This is a genomic window from Acinetobacter sp. YH12041 (genome assembly GCF_013419975.1).
In the GTDB taxonomy this organism is placed as follows: domain Bacteria; phylum Pseudomonadota; class Gammaproteobacteria; order Pseudomonadales; family Moraxellaceae; genus Acinetobacter.
The window spans coordinates 72559-90002 of the sequence record NZ_VOZC01000011.1 but is presented as its reverse complement, the minus strand read 5'-3'; the positions used below and the strand labels follow the sequence as shown (position 1 = coordinate 90002).

Below are 17444 nucleotides of genomic sequence, written 5' to 3'. Positions count from 1 at the left end.
ATACTGTCCAGCGTTACATAACATCCAAGTCACAGTAGCAGGACTGGATTTGGTATAATGAGAAAAATCCAATTTCAGTTAGCCAGGTCCTTTCATGTCCAAGCCTTATTTAATTGCACCTTCTATTTTGTCTGCCGACTTTGCCCGTTTAGGTGAAGAAGTTGAAAATGTACTTCAGGCCGGTGCAGACGTTGTGCATTTCGATGTCATGGATAATCACTATGTACCCAATTTAACCTTTGGTGCAGGGGTATGTAAGGCATTGAAAAAATATGGTATTCAGGCACCTATTGATGTGCATCTCATGGTGAAACCTGTAGATCGCATGATTGGTGACTTTCTGGAAGCAGGTGCAGATATTATTACGTTTCATCCGGAAGCGTCTGATCATATTGACCGTTCTTTACAATTGATCAAATCGGGTGGTGCTAAAGCCGGTCTGGTATTTAATCCAGCGACACCATTGCATTATCTGGATTATGTACTGGATAAGGTTGATCAGGTATTGCTAATGAGTGTGAACCCTGGCTTTGGTGGACAGAAATTCATTCCAATGACTTTGGATAAATTACGTCAGGCGCGCAAGATCATTGATGCTTCAGGTCGTGATATCCGCTTAGAAGTAGATGGCGGTGTGGGACCAGCAAATATTCGTGAAATTGCAGAAGCTGGTGCAGATATGTTTGTGGCCGGTTCAGCGATTTTTGGCAAGCCGGATTATAAAGCTGTGATTGATGAAATGCGTAGTGAGCTGGCTAAAGTCGGTCAAATCCAGCTTTAATCTCTAAAATGTTTAAGGTGCATAAATCTGTGGATAACTTTATGGATAAGTGTGTAGATATCTATGTTGATAACCATATGGATATGTTGCATATTTTGTAATCGTTTGTAGCCTGATTGATTGTATCTTAGACAAAATTTGTATAAAAAGAACTCAATTGGAGTTCTTTTTACATATGTCAGCCCTTGATTTTAGTGGTCGTTTATTCATCAAAGGTTAATAATCAAGCCAAACAAAAAGTGATCAATAGGTCTTAGTTTTGTGTTTCATTGTGTAAGATCTCCATGCTATTTTTAAATTTAATTCATGTGCATAACTTAATAATATGGACTTATTCCTTGTTTGTTTTTCTTACTCAAGTCTCTGTAATGCCATAACACGATGTCCCATGTTGGCGTTCCTTAAGATAGGCTGAAATCTTCAAGTTGTCCTGAGCATTTGAGTAAGACATGGTTAAGTTAATTCTCATTCAGTCAAATTTTGTAAACGGCAGTTTGGTTTTGTCATCTGTTTTATAAGATGTTTATTTTTTTAGGGGGAACGACCTCCCTTGTTGATTAAATTTATAAAATTCAACAAGAAAAATCGTCAGGACGGCCTGACTCTGTTAATTAGGAGGAAGGCAATATGGCCTGGATTATACTTGTATTCGCTGGACTATTTGAGATTGTCTGGGCCTATTCCATGAAGCTCTCAGAGGGTTTTACTAAACTCACACCGAGTATTTTTACGATTGTTTTTATGGTGCTCAGTTTTGTATTACTGGCCTATGCCATGCGTACTTTGCCTCTAGGAACTGCCTATACCATCTGGACGGGCATTGGCGCAGTCGGCTCATTTCTGGTCGGTGTTATAGTTTTAGGTGAACCTGCTTCTGCTATGCGTATGCTCGCTGCGGTGCTGATTATCTCCGGACTTGTTTTGATGAAATTATCCTCCTCCTAAGAGCTGTTGAGCAGTTCTGATTTCGAGTAAAATAAAAACTGGCAAGCTTGATTCTGTAGGAGTAGGGCCATGCAACTCAGTTATATTTATATGGACTCGCCTGTAGGGCAGTTGCAGCTGGTCGCCAATGAAACGGCGCTGGTAGCTGTACTCTGGGATTGTGAAAAACCGAATCGGGTCAGGTTGGCAACTCTGGTTGAAGATCCACAGCATCCTGTATTGATAGAAGCTCGGCGTCAGCTTCAGGAATATTTTGCCGGTCAGCGCAATGTTTTTGAACTGCCTTTAGATTTTGCCGGTACTGATTTTCAAAAAAAAGTCTGGCAGGCTTTGCTGAATATTCCTTATGGACAGACCCGAAGTTACCGGGAAATCGCTGAACAGGTCGGTAATGTTAAAGCAGTGCGCGCCGTGGGCGCTGCCAATGGTAAAAATCCGATCTCGATTATTGCACCTTGTCATCGGGTGATTGGCAGTAGCGGTAAGCTGGTAGGCTTTGCAGGCGGTCTGGATAAAAAAGAAATTCTGTTAAATATTGAGCGAACCCATTAAGATCAAAATCATAAAATTAATGAAAATTAAAATATGGATCAGTTCGCAACACAAATCTTAGGCCAACTCTGGTCGAGTTTATGGTGGGTTCTTCTACTTTTTATTGGTTTAATCGTTTTTAAGTTATTTAAACCATTTTTAAAAGGAAAGCTGGGAGAATTCGCTGTTGCCACGCATGTCAAACTTTATCTGAAAGACCTTGAGTATCGGTTATTAAACGATTTGACTCTTCCTGATGGAGAAGGGAGCACAACACAAATTGATCATCTCTTATTAAGTCCTTATGGCCTGTTTGTGATTGAAACCAAAAACTATAAAGGCTGGATCTTTGGTGGCGAGCGACAAAAGACCTGGACGCAAAAACTTTATAAAAATAGCTATAAATTTCAAAATCCGATTCATCAGAATTATAAGCACATCAAAGTTCTGGAGCAGGTGCTGGCTGATATTATTGAGCCAGACCAGCTGCATTCTGTGATTGTATTTATGCCAGATGCGGTATTCAAAACCCCAATGCCAAATTATGTATTTCGAGGCGCAGGTTGGACAGATTATGTAAAAAGCTTTAATCAGCGAGTTATTTCTGATACCAAGATTAAACGTATCCAGATTCGCTTGGAGAAGGAAGTACTAGAAAAATCCTGGAAAACCAACCGTGAACATGTTGCAAATTTAAACAGGCGAGAATCCGAACAAAAAAGCCTTTGAATCATTCAAAGGCTTTTTCTTAATTTTTCGAGGCTTTTAGCTTTTCAGTAATTTCAACCAGCTGTTTAATCCGTTTGACCTCATCCCAAAGTGTTTTGGCCTCAGGATAATGCTTGGACATCATACCCAGCCATTGCTTATAACGGCCGACCATATTCATTTCCTTTTTATAGGAACCATTCAGGAAACGGATTTGCAGTTTCAGTAGTTCATTCCAGGTGATGAGCGGCTCATCAGAATTCTGGCGAATACATTGGGTCAGATCAGGTGTAGTGACCGCACCACGGCCAATCATCAGGTCTTCACAGCCTGATTCTAGCTGACATTGCTTGGCATCGGCATTGGTCCAGATTTCACCATTGGCAATCACATTAATCTTTAAGGCTTCACGGATCGGTTGCAGTTGGTCCCAGAAGGCTGGTGGAGTATAGCCATCGGCCTTGGTCCGTGCATGGACAGTGAGCCAAGCCGCTCCAGCATCTTCAATGGCATGTGCATTTTCCATCATGAAGTTGCGATCCATATAACCCAGACGCATTTTTGCCGAAACCGGGATATGTGCGGGCACTGCATCACGAACAGCTTTGACCAGTTCATAAACGACTTCAGGTTCATCTAGCAGTACTGAACCACCACGATGACGGTTTACGGTTTTGGCTGGACAGCCAAAATTCATGTCAATTGCAGGGGCGCCCATGGCAGCGACTTTCACTGCATTGGCTGCCAGCATTTCCGGATTATTTCCCAGAAACTGTACATGCACCGGCGTACCGGCAGCAGTTTTGCCCTCATTTAACAGTTCAGGGCAGTAGGTGTGATAGATATGATCTGGCAGCACCGAATCTGTGACACGAATAAACTCGGTTACACACCAGTCGAAGCTCCCGACGGATGTCAGTACATCGCGCATAATCGGGTCAGTTAAGCCTTCCATGGGTGCAAGAACAAGTTTCAACGGTCAACACCTGTTAATTCGAAAAACGGTGTTATACGGCTTTTTGGTGGGAATGTCCAGGCAGTTTAATTTTCATATGAATTGCAGAAAAAGATTGATCCTGAATGAGTACCTATTGATCTTTTGCTATCGAAATAAAAAAACCTTAAATCGACTGATTTAAGGTTTGGATTTAAATCTTAAAAATCTAATATTGTCTTAATCGATTAGTTTTTCGACTTTCATACTTTCACGATAATACTGACAGCCTTTATACAGTAGGAATACTCCAATTACGCCTGCTACCGCATTCACGATAGAAATTGAATTACCTACCATTAAAGTATTTTCGTAATATTTATCAGTAATGAGTGCAACAGCTGTCGTACCTACACCAAGCGCAATCAGGTTGGAAATTAAAAGGAATTTAGCTGATACCTGAGAGCGCAACTGGTTCGGTGTCAACATCTGGGTAGCAGCGGCTGATGCTGGAATCGGGAAGGTGGAGAAGAACATCGCGACAAAGATCAATGCGAATGAAAGCTGCATATTGTCGACCTGAGTAAACAGCACACTTGGAATGATCAGGGCAGCACAGCCAATTGCACCGGCACGGATCGCTGCATCGCTATAGCCACGTTTAGAAAAGAAGTCGATGAGCCAGCCACAGAATAAGGCACCTGAAGTATTTGCGACAAGAATAATACTTCCAAGGATATATCCGGTCTGGCTTGCATCCAGGCCAAAGTGACGCATGTAGTAGGCCGGTGCCCAGCCGAGCAGGGAATACAGCATCATGGTGTAGAAAGAGAAGCCAACAAAATGACAGAAGAATGTCTTTTTATGGGTTTTGATAAAACCTATCGAATTCTTAAAAGATGCTTTCACTGCGACACCATTCGCATCCATTTTGAGGCCTTTACGTTCTGGTTCACGTACGGTCAGAATCATGAGTAGTGCCAACAATACACCCGGTAAACCGACAATCATAAAGGTCAGCTGCCAGGTTTTGATCTCACCAATTACTGGTAAAGTGACAAAGCTAACATCTTTGAGCAGACCAATGACATAACCGCCAATCAGGAACGCTAGTCCCAAACCGATAAAGGCACCAATGGCATAAACACCCAGCGCACGGCCCAGTTTATGTTTCGGGAATAGATCTGCCACGATTGAGTAAAAAGCAGGAGAAAGTGCGGCTTCACCTGCACCGACACTAAGACGTGCGAGGAACATCTGGATAAAGTTTTTGCTGAGACCGCAGGCTGCAGTTGCCAGACTCCAGAAGGCAATCCCGACCGAAATAATTTTCACACGTGATTTCTTGTCAGCCAATGCAGCGATCGGTACACCCATAAAGGCATAAAATAGGGAAAAGGCCAGCCCCTGCAACAGGCTGAACTGAGTATCACTCAGCATTAGATCGGCCTTAATCGGCTCAATCATCAGGGATAAAATCTGACGGTCTACGAAAGACAGAATATAGGCCACCATACAGATGATCACGACATACCATTGATAGCTGCTACGTTCTGGAGCTGCTGGTGGAATTTCTGTAGCTACCTGTTCAGGGATAGGCGTAGTAATTTTTAGATGAGAATCGAGTGGTTGGACGTCATTGTCAACCTTATCTATGACCAATGTTTTTTCATTCATCATGCAACATCCTGTGCAAGTTATAGTGATTGGTTTATTTGATACAAATTTAATTATTTTTATTTTTAATGTGTATCAATTAATCTAATCTAGGAGTAATTTGCACAGCCGTCAATATGTCTGGATTAAAAAGATACAATTATTTTTAAATCAATAAAAAAGGGAATCAAATAGATTCCCTTCTTACTTTAAGTGTCTGAAAATATTTGTTAAGCAGCTTTTTCTACGAGAGTTAGGATGTCATAGGTCGCGACCAGTTCATTGCGCTGGTTTTTCACCTTGATGTCCCAGACCACGACACCATGCGGTCTCTGCTCATCACGCAGCGGTTTTGGGGTTTTCTGCTTGCAGGTCAGTTCTACCTGAATGGTATCACCAATTTTCACCGGTTCTACGAAGCGCAGGTTGTCCATGCCATAGTTGGCAATAACTGGACCTGGAGCAGCATCAACAAACAAGCCGGCAGCGGCAGAGACAATGAAGTAACCATGTGCGACGCGTTCACCGAACAAGGATTCCGCAGCCGCAATCTTATCCATATGTGCATAGAAGTAATCTCCACTTAAACCACCAAAGTTGACAATATCAGCTTCAGTAATGGTACGGCGTGCAGTCAGCAGGCGTTCACCGATCCGCAGTTCATCAAAGGATTTCTTGAATGGATGCACGCGGTCTTCAAATACCTCCGCACCCGCGGTCCAGCTATGACCGACCTGAGTCAGCACATTTGGTGAGCCTTGAATAGCAGTACGCTGCATATAGTGTTTCACTGCACGCAGACCACCGAGTTCCTCACCACCGCCAGCACGCCCCGGACCACCATGCACTAACAATGGCAGTGGTGAACCATGACCGGTACTTTCCTTAGCGCTTTCACGATCCAGAATATGCACACGACCATGCCAAGGCGCGATCTTGCTGAGTAGCTGTTCAATATTTTCATCATGGTTACGCACGATTGAAGCGACCAGACTGCCTTCACCACGAGCTACTAATGTTGCCAGTTGTGGTAGGTCACTATAGGGCATCAATGTAACCACTGGGCCAAAGGCTTCGATATTATGAATCTGTTGGGCCTGTACCGGATCTTTACATAACAATACTGTTGGTGGATAGAAAGCAGATTTTTCCGGATGTGCGACCTGGATGGCAAAGTCCTGGCGCAGGTGGCTACCTATGATGATTTCAGCTTCCTGTGCCAGCTGTTCTACCTTGGCAGCAACATCATGCTTCTGTTTAACGCTGGCCAGAGCACCCATGGTTACGCCGTCCTGTGCAGGATCACCGATGACTACTTTCTGTAGTTTTTCAGTCAGGCGTTGCTGTACGGTATCGAGCAATGCTGCTGGCACAAAGGCACGACGAATTGCAGTACATTTTTGTCCGGTCTTGGTTGTCATTTCACGGAAGACTTCACGCACAAACAGGTCAATGGTTTCATCGTTGGCTTGCTGGGTCAGGATGGCGCTGTTCACCGAATCGGCTTCCATGCTGAATGGAATGGAGTGGGCATTCAGGTGTGGATGCGCACGCAGTTTCTGGCCGGTAGCAGCCGAACCTGTGAAGGTTACCGTATCCTGTGCATTCAGGTGATCAAACAGGTCGTAAGTCTGCCCGCAGATCAGCTGCAGAGCACCTTCTGGCAGTAAATTACTGGCTAAAATGTCTTTAACGACTGCATGTGTCAGTTCTGCGCCTTCTGTTGCCGGCTTCACAATACATGGCACACCGGCTAGTAGAGTAGGTGCAATTTTTTCCAGCATACCCCAGATCGGGAAGTTAAATGCATTGATATGCACTGCTACACCGGCTTTCGGGCTCAGAATATGTTTGGCACCAAAGCTGCCCTGTTTGGATAATGGAATCCAGGCATCTTCAACCAGTGCCGTTTCATCGCTGAGTTCACGGCGAACCAGACTTGAATAGGCAAACAGGGTGCCAATCCCACCTTCAATATCAATCCAGGCATCTTTGCGGGTACAGCCAGTTGCGGCTGCCAGGCGGTAATAATCTTCCTTACGTTCCAGTAAATATTGTGCCACCTGTTTCAGGGCGTTGGCACGCTGGTGGAAGGTCCAGTGGGCAATGGCAGCACCTTTCTGTTTGGCATATTGCACTACGTTATGCATGTCGATGCCGTGACTGCTGACCTGATAAATCGCTTCACCGCTAATGGCGTGATAGACCGTACGCAAGTCATTTTGTGCGCTATGTTCACCACCTAAAACCAGTGAACTCAATATTTTAACTTTAGCTGCGTAATGCGCCTGTGTGTCGTCCTGAAGATCCGTACTCTGGGTAGTGCTGTCCAGTTCCAACATTGTATAACTCCATTTATGATACGTTGTTGAGTTTATTTTTACTTTTGATGTTTCATAAATTGCAATCAAAAAGCTTAAATGTCAATCATAATCCGCAAACAAAAAAGTAACTTTCATGTAATTAAAAATTTAAAAACAATAAAAACAATAGCTTAATAGAAAATGCTTTTAAAAAATATATGATACTTAAAAAATAGTATTGATTTTATATTTGTATCGTTTTAATTTGATTGTATCAGCACTTGGGATAAGTGAGACAAACATGAATAAGCAACAACAAACATTCGATCAGAAGATAGAGCAGGACATTTCTATTGAAGCGAAGGACTGGATGCCGGATGCCTATAGAAAGACCCTGATCCGCCAGATTGGTCAGCACGGACATTCAGAAGTGATTGGCATGCTGCCAGAAGGTAACTGGATTACCCGCGCACCGACTTTGAAACGTAAAGCGGTATTGCTGGCTAAAGTACAAGATGAAGCCGGGCATGGCCTATACCTCTACAGTGCAGCAGAAACGCTAGGTGCAGACCGTGATGACATGATGGAAAAGCTGATTGCTGGCCGCATGAAATATTCATCCATTTTTAACTATCCAACCCTGACCTGGGCAGATGTTGCTGCGATTGGCTGGCTGGTAGATGGGGCGGCAATCGTCAATCAGGTGGCGTTGTGTCGTACTTCTTATGGTCCTTATGCACGTGCCATGGTACGTATCTGTAAAGAAGAAAGTTTCCACCAGCGTCAAGGCTTTGAGGCCATGATGCAACTGGCACAAGGTACGCCAGAACAGAAACAGATGGCACAGGATGCAGTGAACCGTTTCTGGTGGCCGGCACTAATGATGTTTGGTCCAAGTGACGACAACTCTCCAAACAGTGCACAAAGCATGCAGTGGAAAATCAAATTATTCAGTAATGATGCATTGCGTCAGAAATTTGTCGACAACACTGTGCCGCAAGTATTGCAGCTTGGCCTGACTGTGCCGGACTCAGACCTGAAATTCAATGAAGAAACTGGCCACTATGAATTTGGTCAGGTGAACTGGGATGAGTTCTTCGATGTGCTGGCAGGCAAAGGTCCATGCAACCACGAACGTATCGAAGCACGCCGCAAGGCTTGGGAAGAGGGCAAATGGGTACGTGAATCAGCAGCAGTTTATGCCAGCAAGCAACAGCAGCAGTCAGTTCAACGAAAAATCGCCTAAGGCAACGGAATAGCACAAGGATATGCAAATGAACAAGAATAACTGGTCTTTATACGAAGTATTTATTCGCAGCAAACAGGGTCTGAGCCACCGTCATGTCGGCAGCCTGCGTGCTCCTGATGATGAAATTGCCCTGCAAAATGCCCGTGACGTCTATACCCGCCGCAATGAAGGTGTAAGTATCTGGGTCGTGAAATCTGAACTAATTACCTCATCTCAACCAGATGAAAAATCGGAGTTTTTTGATCCTTCATTGAACAAGGTCTACCGTCATCCGACCTTCTATCACATTCCAGATGGCATCGAACACATGTAAGGTGGAGGAAAGAGCAATGACGAATCAGGTATTGGCACAATTTTTACTGCATGTTGGCGACAGCCAGCTCATCCTTTCACACCGTCTGGCAGAGTGGTGCGGTCACGCACCGGAGCTGGAGCTGGATATTGCATTGGCAAATATCGGTTTGGACCTGCTGGGTCAGGCACGTACCGCGTTGAGTCTAGCCGGTGAAATTGAAGGGCAAGGTCGTGATGAAGATAAACTGGCCTATTTCCGTACCGAGCGTGAATACCGTAACTTACTGCTATGCGAACAGCCAAATAATGACTTCGGTCAAACTATCGTACGTCAGTGGTTGATGGATCATTACCATGCTTTGCTGTTTGCAGCCCTGAGCAATAGCAGGAATGAAGAGATTTCCTCATTCGCCATCAAGTCGCTGAAAGAAGTGAAATACCATTTGCGTTTTTCAACCTCATGGATGGAACGCCTGAGCTTAGGTACAGCAGAAGCTCATGAAAAAATCCAGAATGGTCTGAATCAGCTATGGCGTTTTACCGAAGAGTTGTTCAGCCTGACTGCAGATGAACGTCAGCTGGTTGATGCTCACCTGATTCCGGATGTGGAACTGCTGAAACCGAAATGGTTGGAAAGCATATCTGCTGAGTTGCAACGTTTTGAACTGAGCTTGCCAGAAAGTGGTGCTTACCGTAGTGGCGCCAAGCAGGGACTACATACCGAACATCTGGGTTATGTACTGGCGGAACTGCAATATATGCAGCGCAGCTATCCAGGCATGAACTGGTAAATCCAGCACATCACAGGGAGTGAGTGGCATGAACTTGATTAGACATGTAGAAGATCAATGCTGGGAGGTCCTGGCACAGGTTTCCGATCCGGAAATTCCAGTCCTGTCAGTCCTTGACCTGGGCATGATTCGTGGAGTGGAGATCAACCCACAGGATGAAATCGTGGTTCGATTGACCCCCACTTATAGTGGCTGTCCGGCAACCGATCTGCTCAAGGCGGAAATCACCCAGGCATTTGCAGCACATGAGCTGACGCCGGTCAAAGTCGTGGTCGATCTGTCAGAAGCATGGACCACTGACTGGATGAGTGAGGAAGGTAAACATAAATTGCAGCAATACGGTATTGCTCCACCTAAAGGCGAATCGAATAGCTGCGGTACCCATGTCGCACTTAGTGATGGTATCCAGTGTCCACATTGTCATAGCCACCACACCCGATTACTCAGTGAATTCAGTTCAACCGCTTGCAAGGCGCTGTACAAATGTCAGGAATGCCTGGAGCCGTTTGACTATTTTAAATGTATTTAAGGGCTTAAGCGCACAAGCCATAACAATAAAGCGTGAGATCGCCACAGCTTAAGAAGGATTTTGAAATGAGCCAATTTATTCCGTTAACCATTAAATCGATTCAGCCTCAGACTGAACAGGCAATTTGCATTGCTTTTGAACTGAGTCCGGAACATGCCGAAAATTTTCAGTATCAGCCGGGCCAACACCTGACCATCCGTCATCTTACAGAACAGGAAGAATTGCGCCGTTGCTATTCGATCTGTAGCGATAGTGATGAAGACATGAGTATTGCGATCAAGAAAATTGATCAAGGCCAGTTCTCAACCTGGGCCAATGAAAACCTGAAAGTGGGCGATGTACTGGAAGTGATGCCACCACAAGGTGTGTTTTTCCAGAAAGCGGCCAAGACTGGTGGTAAACATTATCTGGGTTTTGCTGCAGGTAGTGGCATTACACCAATTTTGTCTATTGTCAAAGCAGTGTTGAGCCGTAAGCAAGATGCCACTTTTACACTGGTTTATGGTAACCGTTCCTGGAAACAGACCATGTTCTCTGAACAGATCATGGATCTGAAAGACCGCTTTAAAGAGCGTTTGCAACTGATCAATATTTTCTCGCGTGAGCTAAATGACAGCGAGATTTTCAATGGTCGTATTGATGAAGAAAAATTGCAGCAGTTGTTCCAGGCGGGCCTGATTCCAGCAGAAACTGATCACTGCTTTGCTTGTGGTCCTGAAGAAATGATGAATGCGGTAGAAACCGTATTGCCAACCCTTGGGATCGAACGCAGCAAAATTCACACCGAACGCTTTAATACCGGTACTGCACCAAAAGCCTCTGCGCAGCAGATCGAAAGCCGTACCGAGGAAAAGGTCAACATCATTCTGGATGGTCGTGAGCTGATCATTGAAGTGTCCAAACAGGATGACAGCATTCTGGATGCGGCTTTACGTGCTGGTGCGGATCTGCCATATGCCTGCAAGGGCGGGGTATGCGCAACCTGTAAATGTAAGGTGCTGCAAGGTGAAGTGGAAATGGCAATCAACTATAGCCTGGAAGAAGAAGAAATCCAGAAAGGTTATGTGCTGAGCTGTCAGGCGCGTCCAACCACTCGAAATGTTCGTCTCAGTTTCGACGAGTAAAGATTTTAAATTAAGCACCATGCAGATAAATGCATGAACGAAATAGAAACTTAAAAGGTGTGTAATGGATTACCAAACAATTATTGTTGAAGAAAAAAATGCAGTGGGCTACCTGACTTTTAATCGTCCAAAACAGCTCAACAGTTTTAATGAAACCATGCATCAGGAAGTATCTTCTGTCGTAAAACGCTGGGCGCAAGATTCAGCAATTCGCGCAGTGGTGATTTCTGCAGAAGGTCGTGGTTTCTGCGCTGGTCAGGACCTGAACGACCGTGTAGTAGATCCAAATGCTGATGCTCCAGATTTAGGTTTATCCATTGAAAAATACTACAACCCGCTGATTAAACTGATTACTGAAATGCCAAAACCGGTGATCTGTGCCGTAAATGGTGTAGCAGCGGGTGCAGGTGCCAATATTGCTCTGGCTTGTGACATCGTGGTAGCAGCGAAATCTGCTTCATTTATTCAGGCCTTCTGCCGTCTCGGTCTGGTGCCAGATTCAGGGGGTACCTGGTTCCTACCACGCCTGGTTGGCCGTGCCCAAGCGATGGGTCTGGCGATGCTGGGTGACAAAATCTCGGCTGAACGTGCACTGCAACTCGGCATGATCTGGCAGGTAGTTGAAGATGATCAGTTAAAAGCAGAAGCTGAAAAAATGGCTGAACATCTGGCGACTCAGCCGACTTATGGTCTATCCCTGATCAAGAAAGCGATTCATGCCGCTGCAGACAATAATCTGGATGAGCAACTGATTCTGGAGCGGGATCTGCAACGTCTGGCGGGCCGTTCTAATGATTATCGTGAGGGCGTTCAGGCCTTTATGCAAAAACGCACACCACAATATAAGGGCTGCTAAATCTGCCGGAGAAGGATTTGACTCGGCTCAAAGTTGTTGGATTTTTTCCTTTCAGTTATCGCTTAGCAACTTGGTCGAGTTGAATTATTCCTGACAGGTATGAATATGATACCTATTTGGTCTGATGGTTAGCTAGGTCCTATGTTATATGTAGTAGTACCCTGATAGTAAATGAAATCTGAAAATATAGATTTATGCACTATTTTTCTACTCAAGCTGTTGATTTTTGAATTATTTTTTATTTTTTTTATTCAAAAAAATGATTTGGATGAGTAAATGGAATTTAATATGTCAGGAATTTACAAATATTAAAAAATATGTATCGTATTTTTGGTGAAGAGTGATACAACCTGGTATATATTGAACTAAGCAGACAGCGCTAGGACAGGCGCAACAAGTATCGCCAACAGACTGAGGTATGGCGAGCTAAGGAACAAGAACGATGGAACATGTTTATATTTTTGACGGTATTCGTACCCCAATTGGTCGTTACGCAGGTGGTTTGAGCAGTATTCGTACTGATGACCTTGCTGCTTTGCCGATCCAGTATTTAAAACAGCAGCATCCCAACCTGCCATGGGCAGAAGTCGATGAAGTGATTTTAGGTTGTGCCAATCAGGCGGGTGAAGATAACCGTAACGTGGCGCGTATGGCAGCCCTTTTGGCTGGGTTGCCGGAAAACGTACCGGCGATTACCGTAAACCGTCTCTGTGCTTCCGGTCTGGATGCTGTTGGTTTGGCAGCACGTGCGATTAAATCGGGTGAAGCGCAGTTCGCAGTGGCGGGTGGTGTGGAATCGATGAGCCGTGCGCCATTCGTACAGTCTAAGCCGACAGCAGCCTTTAGCCGTACTCCGGAAATTTATGACACCACTATTGGCTGGCGTTTTATCAATCCAAAATTCAAAGCTGGTTTCGGCGTAGACAGCATGCCGGAAACGGCAGAAAATGTGGCTGAAAAATATCAGATCAGCCGTGAAGACCAGGACCTGTTTGCCTACCGCAGCCAACAAAAAACTGCACAGGCGCAGCTGAATGGTATTTTCCAGGCAGAAATTCTGCCAGTAGAGATCAAGGGTGCTAAAGGCTCTACTCAGGTAATTGCTGAAGATGAGCATCCACGTGCCGATACTACCTTAGAAAAACTGTCATCTCTTAAAGCGCCATTCCGAAAGGAAGGTGGTTCGGTAACTGCTGGTAATGCGTCTGGCGTGAATGATGGTGCAGCCTGTGTGTTATTGGGTAACCTGCAGTTCGCAGAACAGCATGGCCTGAAACCGCTGGCACGTGTGATTGGAATTGCCAGTGCCGGTGTAGAGCCGCGCTATATGGGCATTGGTCCAGTACCAGCAGTGCAGAAAGTATTGAAACAGACAGGGCTCAGTCTGGAACAGATGGATGTAATCGAACTGAATGAAGCCTTTGCTGCACAGTCACTTGCAGTACTACGTGAGCTGGGCCTTCAGGATAATGATCCACGAGTGAATCCGAACGGTGGTGCCATTGCTCTCGGCCATCCTCTTGGTATGAGTGGTACACGACTGGTGATTACTGCGATGAAAGAACTACAGCGTAAACAAGGAAAATATGCCCTTTGTACCATGTGTGTCGGTGTTGGACAGGGTGTCGCACTGATTATGGAAAATGTGGCTTAAGGACTGAATTAAAAAACAGGAACATCAGCAGTCAGGATGACTGCAGCAGGAGCAAAATATGAATAACAATGCAATGGAAAAGATTGAAACCGCTTCAGTGGATGAATTACGTAGCCTGCAACTGGAACGTATGAAAAAAACGCTGCAGCATGCCTATCAGAACAGTACAGTTTACAAGAAAAAGTTTGATGAAGCTGGTGTGCATCCCGATGATCTGAAATCACTGGAAGACCTGGCAAAATTCCCCTTTACCACCAAGCAGGATCTGCGCGAAAACTATCCATTTGGCATGTTTGCTGTGCCTCAGGAGCAGATTGTCCGTGTACATGCTTCTTCAGGAACCACAGGTCAGCCTACTGTAGTCGGTTATACCCAGAATGACATCAACACCTGGTCCAATGTTGTGGCACGCTCGTTACGTGCAGCCGGACTCAGCAGTAAAGATACGATTCAGGTATCTTATGGATACGGGCTATTTACTGGCGGGTTGGGTGCACATTATGGGGTAGAACGTCTGGGTGCCACCGTAATTCCAATGTCAGGTGGCCAGACCGACAAACAGGCACAATTGATTCATGATTTCAAGCCAACAGCTTTAATGGTCACACCATCTTATTGTCTGAACATTATTGAATGTCTGGAGAAAAAATTCGGGACTGCCAAGGATTGTTCCATCAAGACCGGGATCTTTGGCGCAGAACCTTGGACCAATGAAATGCGCCGTGAAATCGAAGAACGTCTGGGTATTGATGCACTGGATATTTATGGCCTGTCTGAAGTGATGGGGCCAGGTGTGGCGATGGAATGTCTGGAATCCAAAGATGGACCTACCATTTGGGAAGACCACTTCTATCCTGAAATTATCCATCCGGAAACTGGTGAAGTATTATCTGATGGTGAATTAGGTGAACTGGTATTTACCACTATTACCAAAGAAGGTATGCCGGTGATTCGTTACCGTACCCGTGATCTGACACGCTTATTGCCAGGTACAGCACGTACCATGCGTCGTATGGATAAGATTGTCGGTCGCAGTGATGACATGATGATTATTCGTGGTGTGAATGTGTTCCCATCACAAATTGAAGAGCAAATCCTGCATATTCCGCAGCTTATTCCAAATTATCAGATTCAGATTTGTAAACAGGGTCATCTGGATACATTGCATATTCGTACCGAAATGCGTAAAGATAGTGCTATAAATATGACACACCAATTGGCAAATCAGCTGAAAGTACAAATCAAGACCATGGTCGGGATTAGTGTCAGTGTGGAAGTTTTACCGGAAGGTAGCTTGCCACGTTCTGAAGGTAAGGCTCAGCGGGTGTTTGATATCCGAAAGTCCGCTTAAATACGTCTGGATGACAGGCTCAGGTCTGTCATCCGGCTTTGACAAGGTAAATTGAACATAATGAATCCGAAATTAAAACAAGTAATTGATGATTTCATTCAGAATGAGACCCTCAGTGGAACCTCATTGGTAATGACGATTTTTGGTGACAGCATTTATCACCGTGGGGGAGTCATTAGTCTTGCCAGCCTGATTCAGCTGATGGATGTATTTGGCTTCAATGAGCGTTCTGTGCGTACCGCTGTATTCCGTCTGGTACAAAATGGCTGGCTGAGTTCAGAAAAGATTGGCCGCACCAGTTATTACCGGATTACCGAAAGCAGCCGTCAGCGTTTTATTACCGCAGACCAAAAGATTTACAGCTTCCAGCATAATGAATGGGATCAGAAATGGGATCTGGTTCTGCTCAGTTCAGTTGAATTGGAAAATAAACAGATACTAAAAAAAGAACTGGAATGGTTAGGCTTTGCCAATATCGCGACCAATGTCATGGCCTATCCGGGTTGTGATCAGCAGAAACTGCAAAACCTTTTACTGAATAACAAGATGACTGATCAGGTGGTAGTATTCCGTGCTGAAACTTTACAGCTTTGGCAGGAATCTTATCCGACCATTAAACGCATGGTTGAAACCAATTGGCCAATCCCGGAATTGCATCAGCGTTATGAAAAATTTATTAGTGATTTCCGTGAATTTTTCTATCTGGTGGAAAATGAAGAGGAACTGGATCCAGTACAAGCCTTTCAGATCCGTATCCTGCTGATCCACCAGTATCGCCGTATTTTACTGAAAGACCCGAATCTGCCATTTGAACTGTTACCAACAGACTGGTTGTCACTGATTGCACGTAACTTAAGTACCAATCTATATCAGGCAGTATTTGCAGCAGGAGATGAGTTTTTCCTGGAGACTGCCCGGACAGCGGAAGGCCTTATGCCACCTGCACATCCACAATTTTATAAACGTTTTGGTGGCTTAAAGCAGCCGGAATTGACTTTTTAATATTTTAAAAAATCATGAATGTAATAGCTCAAGGAGGAGTCTATGCCATGTTATGCGATTGATGGGGTGATTCCTGTCGTCAGCCCTGAAGCTTATATCCATCCTACGGCTGTGCTGATCGGTGATGTGATCATTGAAGCCGGAGTTTATATTGGTCCGTTCGCTTCGCTGCGGGCCGATTTTGGCCGGATTCATATCCAGAAAAATGCCAATGTCCAAGACTCCTGTACCATCCATGGATTTCCGGACAGTGTGACCTTGGTTGAAGAATATGGCCATGTCGGTCATGGTGCCATTCTGCATGGCTGCGTGGTACGAAAAAATGCCCTGATCGGTATGAATAGTGTGATTCTGGATGAGGCCGAAATCGGGGAGAATGTCATTGTTGGGGCCAACAGTACAGTCAAGGCTAAATTCAAAGTACCAGCAAATAATCTGGTACTTGGCAGTCCGGCGAAAGTAGTTCGTCCCTTAGAGGAAAAAGAAATTGCCTGGAAAAGCCATGGCACCGAGCAATATATCCAGCTCACTGCACGTTGCTTGAATACCATGCAGGAAGTAAAAGCTTTAACCGAAAATTCCGCAGAGCGACGTAGTTATCAGAACTTTAAAGCGGATTATCAAATCAAGCAAAATAGTTAAACTAGCTGATGTTTAAAAATTTTAGATAATTTAAATACGCTAATTTTTTAGTTTTAAAAATTATTGGAAATGAAACCAAATTACTATTGTCGCC

At 44.7% G+C, this 17444-nt stretch carries 17 protein-coding genes; 14 read left to right on the top strand and 3 right to left on the bottom strand.

Going from position 1 to position 17444, the window contains the following annotated elements:
- Nucleotides 1-94 precede the first annotated feature (94 nt).
- The 4 genes from rpe to FTU00_RS10285 all read left to right on the top strand — a co-directional run bounded on the left by rpe (nucleotide 95) and on the right by FTU00_RS10285 (nucleotide 2986).
- Complete coding sequence (gene rpe / locus FTU00_RS10300; protein ID WP_034170624.1) at nucleotides 95-781, top strand: ribulose-phosphate 3-epimerase; 687 nt, start codon at nucleotides 95-97, stop codon at nucleotides 779-781.
- A gap of 627 nt (nucleotides 782-1408) precedes the next feature.
- The gene (gene sugE / locus FTU00_RS10295; protein WP_034170625.1) at nucleotides 1409-1726 is read left to right on the top strand and encodes a quaternary ammonium compound efflux SMR transporter SugE; all 318 of its coding nucleotides are present in this window, start codon (nucleotides 1409-1411) and stop codon (nucleotides 1724-1726) included.
- Between the two features lie 69 nt (nucleotides 1727-1795).
- On the top strand, nucleotides 1796-2278 hold the full coding sequence (locus FTU00_RS10290) for a methylated-DNA--[protein]-cysteine S-methyltransferase (RefSeq protein ID WP_034170626.1): 483 nt from the start codon (nucleotides 1796-1798) through the stop codon (nucleotides 2276-2278).
- Between the two features lie 33 nt (nucleotides 2279-2311).
- On the top strand, nucleotides 2312-2986 hold the full coding sequence (locus FTU00_RS10285; RefSeq protein WP_180003071.1) for a nuclease-related domain-containing protein: 675 nt from the start codon (nucleotides 2312-2314) through the stop codon (nucleotides 2984-2986).
- 19 nt (nucleotides 2987-3005) lie between these two features.
- Here the strand turns inward: FTU00_RS10285 and FTU00_RS10280 are convergent, their stop codons facing one another.
- The 3 genes from FTU00_RS10280 to paaZ form a co-directional block, all read right to left on the bottom strand.
- Entirely contained in the window at nucleotides 3006-3941 is a 936-nt protein-coding gene (locus FTU00_RS10280) for a tRNA-dihydrouridine synthase (protein WP_180179665.1), read from the bottom strand.
- A 198-nt stretch (nucleotides 3942-4139) separates the two neighbouring features.
- Nucleotides 4140-5579, bottom strand: a complete 1440-nt coding sequence (locus FTU00_RS10275) for an MFS transporter (protein ID WP_180179664.1) — start codon at nucleotides 5577-5579, stop codon at nucleotides 4140-4142.
- 206 nt (nucleotides 5580-5785) lie between these two features.
- Entirely contained in the window at nucleotides 5786-7897 is a 2112-nt protein-coding gene (gene paaZ, locus FTU00_RS10270; RefSeq protein ID WP_180179663.1) for a phenylacetic acid degradation bifunctional protein PaaZ, read from the bottom strand.
- Nucleotides 7898-8159: 262 nt separating this feature from the next.
- Here paaZ and paaA point away from each other — a divergent pair, with 262 nt between their 5' ends.
- The 10 genes from paaA (at nucleotide 8160) to FTU00_RS10220 (ending at nucleotide 17350) form a co-directional block, all read left to right on the top strand.
- Complete coding sequence (gene paaA / locus FTU00_RS10265; protein WP_180179662.1) at nucleotides 8160-9104, top strand: 1,2-phenylacetyl-CoA epoxidase subunit PaaA; 945 nt, start codon at nucleotides 8160-8162, stop codon at nucleotides 9102-9104.
- A gap of 28 nt (nucleotides 9105-9132) precedes the next feature.
- Nucleotides 9133-9420: a 1,2-phenylacetyl-CoA epoxidase subunit PaaB gene (paaB, locus tag FTU00_RS10260; RefSeq protein ID WP_004783374.1), complete on the top strand. Its 288-nt coding sequence runs from the start codon at nucleotides 9133-9135 to the stop codon at nucleotides 9418-9420.
- Nucleotides 9421-9436: 16 nt separating this feature from the next.
- Entirely contained in the window at nucleotides 9437-10192 is a 756-nt protein-coding gene (gene paaC / locus FTU00_RS10255; RefSeq protein ID WP_004783372.1) for a 1,2-phenylacetyl-CoA epoxidase subunit PaaC, read from the top strand.
- A gap of 28 nt (nucleotides 10193-10220) precedes the next feature.
- Nucleotides 10221-10721, top strand: coding sequence for a 1,2-phenylacetyl-CoA epoxidase subunit PaaD (gene paaD, locus FTU00_RS10250; RefSeq protein ID WP_180003062.1), 501 nt, complete (start codon nucleotides 10221-10223; stop codon nucleotides 10719-10721).
- Between the two features lie 65 nt (nucleotides 10722-10786).
- Nucleotides 10787-11845 carry a 1,2-phenylacetyl-CoA epoxidase subunit PaaE gene (paaE, locus tag FTU00_RS10245; protein ID WP_180179661.1) on the top strand — a complete coding sequence of 353 codons (1059 nt, stop codon included), beginning with the start codon at nucleotides 10787-10789 and terminating at the stop codon, nucleotides 11843-11845.
- Nucleotides 11846-11909: 64 nt separating this feature from the next.
- The gene (paaG, locus tag FTU00_RS10240; protein WP_180031824.1) at nucleotides 11910-12701 is read left to right on the top strand and encodes a 2-(1,2-epoxy-1,2-dihydrophenyl)acetyl-CoA isomerase PaaG; all 792 of its coding nucleotides are present in this window, start codon (nucleotides 11910-11912) and stop codon (nucleotides 12699-12701) included.
- 442 nt (nucleotides 12702-13143) lie between these two features.
- A complete protein-coding gene (gene pcaF / locus FTU00_RS10235) occupies nucleotides 13144-14355 on the top strand; it encodes a 3-oxoadipyl-CoA thiolase (protein ID WP_180179660.1) in 1212 nt (403 codons plus the stop codon).
- A 58-nt stretch (nucleotides 14356-14413) separates the two neighbouring features.
- Nucleotides 14414-15706: a phenylacetate--CoA ligase PaaK gene (gene paaK / locus FTU00_RS10230; protein ID WP_180179659.1), complete on the top strand. Its 1293-nt coding sequence runs from the start codon at nucleotides 14414-14416 to the stop codon at nucleotides 15704-15706.
- Nucleotides 15707-15766: 60 nt separating this feature from the next.
- Nucleotides 15767-16708, top strand: a complete 942-nt coding sequence (gene paaX / locus FTU00_RS10225; protein ID WP_034701554.1) for a phenylacetic acid degradation operon negative regulatory protein PaaX — start codon at nucleotides 15767-15769, stop codon at nucleotides 16706-16708.
- A 42-nt stretch (nucleotides 16709-16750) separates the two neighbouring features.
- Nucleotides 16751-17350, top strand: a complete 600-nt coding sequence (locus FTU00_RS10220) for a gamma carbonic anhydrase family protein (RefSeq protein ID WP_179993128.1) — start codon at nucleotides 16751-16753, stop codon at nucleotides 17348-17350.
- Nucleotides 17351-17444 lie beyond the last annotated feature (94 nt).